The following is a 4671-nucleotide window of genomic DNA, read 5'->3' on the forward strand; positions in this document are numbered from 1 at the left end:
CCTCGCCAGGCACGCGGCGTGACGAGGCTGCGATGTCGGTCAGGCCGGTGCGGGGGGCAGGGTGGCAGCCATGACCAGCCGTTCGACGTCGTGGAGGTCGGTCAGGTACCTGAGCCCGGGAATGCCGGGCGCCTCCGCGTTGCGATCGACGACGGCGCCCCGGAAGCCGGCCGCGAGGGGGTCTGGACGTGCGGGGGCCAGTGGATCGTCGCCACGAACCGTGGACCTCCAAACCAGCGCCGCCAGGCTTCGGTGGCGGGGGCGTCGTCGGGAGAGGTCGGCCGCACCAGCACGTCGCCGGCGTCGAACAGGACCCCGGCCAGCAGCGACCACGGCGGCCCCGACCCCTCACCTGCGGACCTGCTCATGGAGCCAGTATCGACCAGCAGCGACGCCGGCGAGCCGGTCATGCCACCGGAGGCGACGAGGCTGCTGTGTCCGTCACGGCGGCGGGGTGGCTGGCCGGGTCCTCCTCGGGCGGCGGGCCGTACTTCTCGGTGTAGGCCTGGTGGACCGGTTCGTAGAGGGGTTCGGGGTGGGCGAGGTCGAACTCGCCGCCGGAGAGGATGGTGGCCAGGGCGTCGAGGTGCATGTGCCAGCCGGCGGCGGTGCTGGTGTCGGCGGCCGTAGGGTCGCCGGGGCCTGGGGCGCCGGTGGGCTGGGTGACCGTGTTCGTGAAGCGGAGGAGGGTGTGGTCGCCGTCGGGGTCGAGCTCCCAGGTGAGGGTGGTCGGGGCACCTGGGTCGCCGGAGCCGGTGGAACCCCAGGCGGCGGTGATCTCGAGGAGGCGGGGTGGGTCGAGCTCGGTGATGGCGCCGTCCAGGGTGGCGACGTTGCCGTCATCGTCGGTGTTGAACCAGCGCAACGCGAACCGGCCTCCGTCGGCCAGGTCCAGGTCGGCGTCGCCCCACCACCTGCGGAGCTCGGCGGGGTCGGTCAGGGCCGCCCAGACCCGGGCGATCGGGTGGGGGAGCCGGCGCACGAAGCGGACCTGGGTGGAGCCGTCGGGTCGCTTCTCCACGATGCCGTCGGCGACGGGCCGGTCCTCAGTCATGTGGCTCCTCTCGGGTCTGGTCCAGGTGCTGCTCGAGGGCGTCGAGGCGTTCGCCCCAGAGCCTCCGGTAGGGCTCGAGCCACTCGTCGAGCTCGGTGAGGGGCTGGGCGCGGAGGGCGTAGAGGCGCCGCTGGGCATCGACCCGGACCCGCACGAGCCCGGCTTCCCGCAGCACCCGCAGATGCTTGGACACGCCGGGCTGGCTGAGACCGAGCCCGAGCACCAGCTCGTTCACCGACCGCTCGCCCTCCCGCAGGAGGTCGAGGATGTGCCGGCGGTGCGGCTCGGCGAGCACCTGGAAAGCGGACATGCTCGGGGAAGCCTATATCTCTCTCCAGGTATATGTCTAGCTAGACATATGCATGGGCCAGGCTGGGCCTCAGCCCAACCGGGTGGCCCGGCTGGTGGCGAAGCGGTCGGCGATGGCGTCCTTGAGGCCGTGGGGGAAGCGGGCCTTGACCCGGCGGTGGGCGGGGAGGAGGGCGCGCTGGGCATCGGGGTCGCCCGCGAACGCGGCGATGGCGTGCTCGGGGTCGACGTTGGCCACGGCGAGGATGGCGCCGGCGATGCCGAGGGAACCGGCCATGAGGACCATCGGGGCGGCGCCCACCCAGAGCGGGCGGTGGAACACCTCGAGCTCGGCCAGGAGGCGTTCGGGATCGCCGCTGGAATCCTTCATGCCCTGGACGGGGAGGTCGGGGAGGGCCTCGACGGGGATGCCGGGCGGGGCGGTCTGGGGAAAGTGGTAGGCGAGGGCCGGCAGGTCGCCGGCGGCCTCGGCGACGGCGTCGTAGTAGGGGCGGGGGTCGTTGTTGCGGGGCGGGCAGAGGGCCAGGACGGCGTCGGCGCCGGCCTCGCGGGCGGTGCGGGTCAAGGCGGCGGCCTGCCGGGCCGACGGGCCGCCGGTGCCGGCGACCACCGGGACCTCGGAGGGCACGGCCCTGCGGGTCTCGGTCAGCAGGGCGACCCGCTCCTCGGTGGTCAGGGCGGACGCCTCGCCGGTCGAGCCGGCCACCACCACCGCCCGGACGCCCAGCCCGGCCAGGGTCGCGGCGTGCTCGGCGGTCGCCTTGGCGTCGACCTCGCCCTGGTCGTCGAACAGCGTCGCCAGCGCGACCCCGACCCCCGTGAACAGTGGCTCCGGCATCTCGCCACGCCTCCTCGCGCTCCGGCCCCGGCCCATCCGCCGCTCTCGCCCACCCTAGCGGCCCCGGGTGCGAGGGCGGGGAAGCGGGCCCCGTGCCCACCGCGGCGAGGCGGACCCCGACCCGGTCACGGGCCCCCCGTTGTGGGTTTGCTCCCCCCCGGCAAGCTGCGTAAACTGGCTAAGGAAACATCAATGTTTCCAAAATCTGGGAAGGGGCAACACACGCCATGACGCCAGAACGACCCGGCGGGACGAGGGAGCGGATCCTCGTGCTGCTGCGGCGGCATGGGCGGCTGTCCGCGCCGCGGCTGGCCGAGCTGCTCCAGCTCACCCCGGTGGGGGTGCGCCGACATCTCGCCCTGCTGGAGCGGGACGGGCTGGTCGGCTCCAGCACCGAGAAGGCCACGCGGGGGCGGCCGGCGGCCGTCTACCGGCTCACCGACGCCGGCCTGGAGACCTTTCCCCGGCACTACGACGAGGTCGCCCGGGAGGCGCTGGCCTTCTTGAAGGGACAGGACGCGGCCACCCTGGCCCAGTTCCTGGCCTGGCGGAACGAGCGCCTGGCGGCCAGCTACGCCGGACGCGTCGAAGGCGCTACCCTTGCCGAGCGGACCGACGCCCTGGCCGAGGTCCTGAACGAGCAGGGCTTCATGGCCGAGGTCGAGCCCGCCGACGGCGGCCTGCGTCTCTGCCAGCACAACTGCACGGTGGAGCACCTGGCCACCGAGCTGCCCGACCTGTGCGCGTCCGAGGCCGAGCTGTTCGAGCGCCTGCTCGGCACAAGGGTCGAGCGCGAGACGACCATCGTCGATGGCGCCGTGCGCTGCGAGACCCGCATCGACCTCGGCACGCGAGGCAGACGAGCACCGAACCGCACCACCCCGACACCGAACCGCAAGGCAGCAAGGAGCCCAGCCTGATGGCAACCGAAGCCCGAGACCTGACGTCCGAGGCGCCGGAGCGGATCAACCCCGTCCCGGAGAACGTCGACATGGGCGCCTACAAGTACGGCTGGCACGACCCGGTCAACTCGGTCTTCACTCCTAAGCGGGGCCTCTCCCACGACGTCGTCGAGGAGATCTCGGCGATGAAGGGCGAGCCCGAGTGGATGCGGACCTTCCGGCACAAGTCGCTCGACTACTTCCTGCGCCGCCCGATGCCCCAGTGGGGCGGCGACCTGAACCAGATCGACTTCGACAACATCTTCTACTTCCTGCGGGCGACCGAGAAGCAGGCCACCTCCTGGGAGGAGCTGCCGGCCGACATCAAGAACACCTACGACCGGCTGGGCATCCCCGAGGCCGAGAAGCAACGCCTGATCGCCGGGGTTGCCGCCCAGTACGAGAGCGAGGTCGTCTACCACAAGGTCCGCGAGGACCTGGAGGAGCAGGGCGTCCTGTTCCTGGACACCGACACCGCCCTCAAGGAGCACGAGGAGCTGTTCCGCGAGCACTGGGCCACGGTGATCCCGCCCAACGACAACAAGTTCGCGGCCCTGAACTCGGCCGTGTGGTCGGGCGGGTCGTTCATCTGGATCCCCGAGGGCGTCCACGTCGAGATCCCGCTCCAGGCCTACTTCCGGATCAACTCCCAGAACATGGGCCAGTTCGAGCGGACCCTGATCATCGCCGAGCCCGGCTCCAGCGTGCACTACGTCGAGGGCTGCACCGCGCCCATCTACTCCTCGGACTCGCTGCACTCGGCCGTGGTCGAGATCATCGTCAAGCCGCACGCCAAGGTCCGCTACACCACCATCCAGAACTGGTCGACCAACGTCTACAACCTGGTCACCAAGCGGGCCGCGGCCTACGAGGGCGCGACCATGGAGTGGATCGACGGCAACATCGGCTCCAAGCTGACGATGAAGTACCCGGCCGTGCTGCTGCTGGGCGAGCACGCCCACGGCGAGATCCTCTCGGTCGCCTTCGCCGGCAACAACCAGCACCAGGACGCCGGGGCCAAGCTCACCTTCGCCGCCCCCAACACCACCGGCCAGATCGTCTCCAAGTCGATCTCCCGCGACGGCGGCCGCACCTCCTACCGCGGCCTGGTCAAGGTCGAGGAGGGCTCGCCCGGGGTGAAGGTCAACGTCCGCTGCGACGCCCTGCTGCTGGACGAGGAGTCGCGCTCCGACACCTACCCCTACACCGACGTGAAGGAGGAGGACGTCACCCTCGGGCACGAGGCCACCGTGTCCAAGATCGGTGACGACCAGCTGTTCTACCTGCGGTCGCGGGGGCTGTCGGAGGCCGAGGCCACGGCCATGATCGTCCGCGGGTTCATCGAGCCGATCTCCAAGGAACTGCCGATGGAGTACGCGCTCGAGCTCAACCGCCTCATCGCCCTGCAGATGGAAGGGGCGGTCGGATAACCCGATGACCGACGCGAGCATCGAGACACTGACCCTCAAGGACCTCGACCCGGACACCGTGACCGCCTGGTCGCGGGCGCTCGGGGACCCCGACTGGTT

At 71.2% G+C, this 4671-nt stretch carries 6 protein-coding genes; 2 read left to right on the plus strand and 4 right to left on the minus strand.

Annotated features, from left to right (window positions below):
- Nucleotides 1–101: 101 nt before the first annotated feature.
- The 4 genes from VF468_19010 to VF468_19025 form a co-directional block, all read right to left on the minus strand.
- Nucleotides 102–368, minus strand: a complete 267-nt coding sequence (locus VF468_19010) for a hypothetical protein (protein HEX5880381.1) — start codon at nt 366–368, stop codon at nt 102–104.
- A 38-nt stretch (nt 369–406) separates the two neighbouring features.
- Nucleotides 407–1054 (minus strand): SRPBCC family protein, encoded by a 648-nt coding sequence (locus VF468_19015; GenBank protein ID HEX5880382.1) that lies wholly within the window; start codon nt 1052–1054, stop codon nt 407–409.
- Nucleotides 1047–1364 (minus strand): metalloregulator ArsR/SmtB family transcription factor, encoded by a 318-nt coding sequence (locus tag VF468_19020; GenBank protein HEX5880383.1) that lies wholly within the window; start codon nt 1362–1364, stop codon nt 1047–1049. Before VF468_19020 ends, VF468_19015 begins: the two co-directional genes overlap by 8 nt.
- Before the next feature lie 69 nt (nt 1365–1433).
- Nucleotides 1434–2201, minus strand: a complete 768-nt coding sequence (locus VF468_19025; protein ID HEX5880384.1) for a dihydrodipicolinate synthase family protein — start codon at nt 2199–2201, stop codon at nt 1434–1436.
- A 227-nt stretch (nt 2202–2428) separates the two neighbouring features.
- Here VF468_19025 and VF468_19030 point away from each other — a divergent pair, with 227 nt between their 5' ends.
- Together VF468_19030 and sufB are read left to right on the plus strand one after the other, a co-directional pair.
- Nucleotides 2429–3121 (plus strand): winged helix-turn-helix transcriptional regulator, encoded by a 693-nt coding sequence (locus VF468_19030; GenBank protein HEX5880385.1) that lies wholly within the window; start codon nt 2429–2431, stop codon nt 3119–3121.
- Nucleotides 3122–3192: 71 nt separating this feature from the next.
- On the plus strand, nt 3193–4572 hold the full coding sequence (gene sufB / locus VF468_19035; protein HEX5880386.1) for a Fe-S cluster assembly protein SufB: 1380 nt from the start codon (nt 3193–3195) through the stop codon (nt 4570–4572).
- Nucleotides 4573–4671: the final 99 nt, after the last annotated feature.

Source organism: Actinomycetota bacterium (genome assembly GCA_036280995.1).
GTDB lineage: Bacteria > Actinomycetota > CALGFH01 > CALGFH01 > CALGFH01 > CALGFH01.

Bases quoted from the DNA above. Each gene is read 5' to 3' on its own strand.
- VF468_19020 (HEX5880383.1), bottom strand. From the start codon at position 1,364: ATGTCCGCTTTCCAGGTGCTCGCCGAGCCGCACCGCCGGCACATCCTC.
- VF468_19025 (HEX5880384.1), bottom strand. From the start codon at position 2,201: ATGCCGGAGCCACTGTTCACGGGGGTCGGGGTCGCGCTGGCGACGCTG.
- sufB (HEX5880386.1), top strand. From the start codon at position 3,193: ATGGGCGCCTACAAGTACGGCTGGCACGACCCGGTCAACTCGGTCTTC.
- VF468_19015 (HEX5880382.1), bottom strand. From the start codon at position 1,054: ATGACTGAGGACCGGCCCGTCGCCGACGGCATCGTGGAGAAGCGACCC.
- VF468_19010 (HEX5880381.1), bottom strand. From the start codon at position 368: ATGAGCAGGTCCGCAGGTGAGGGGTCGGGGCCGCCGTGGTCGCTGCTG.
- VF468_19030 (HEX5880385.1), top strand. From the start codon at position 2,429: ATGACGCCAGAACGACCCGGCGGGACGAGGGAGCGGATCCTCGTGCTG.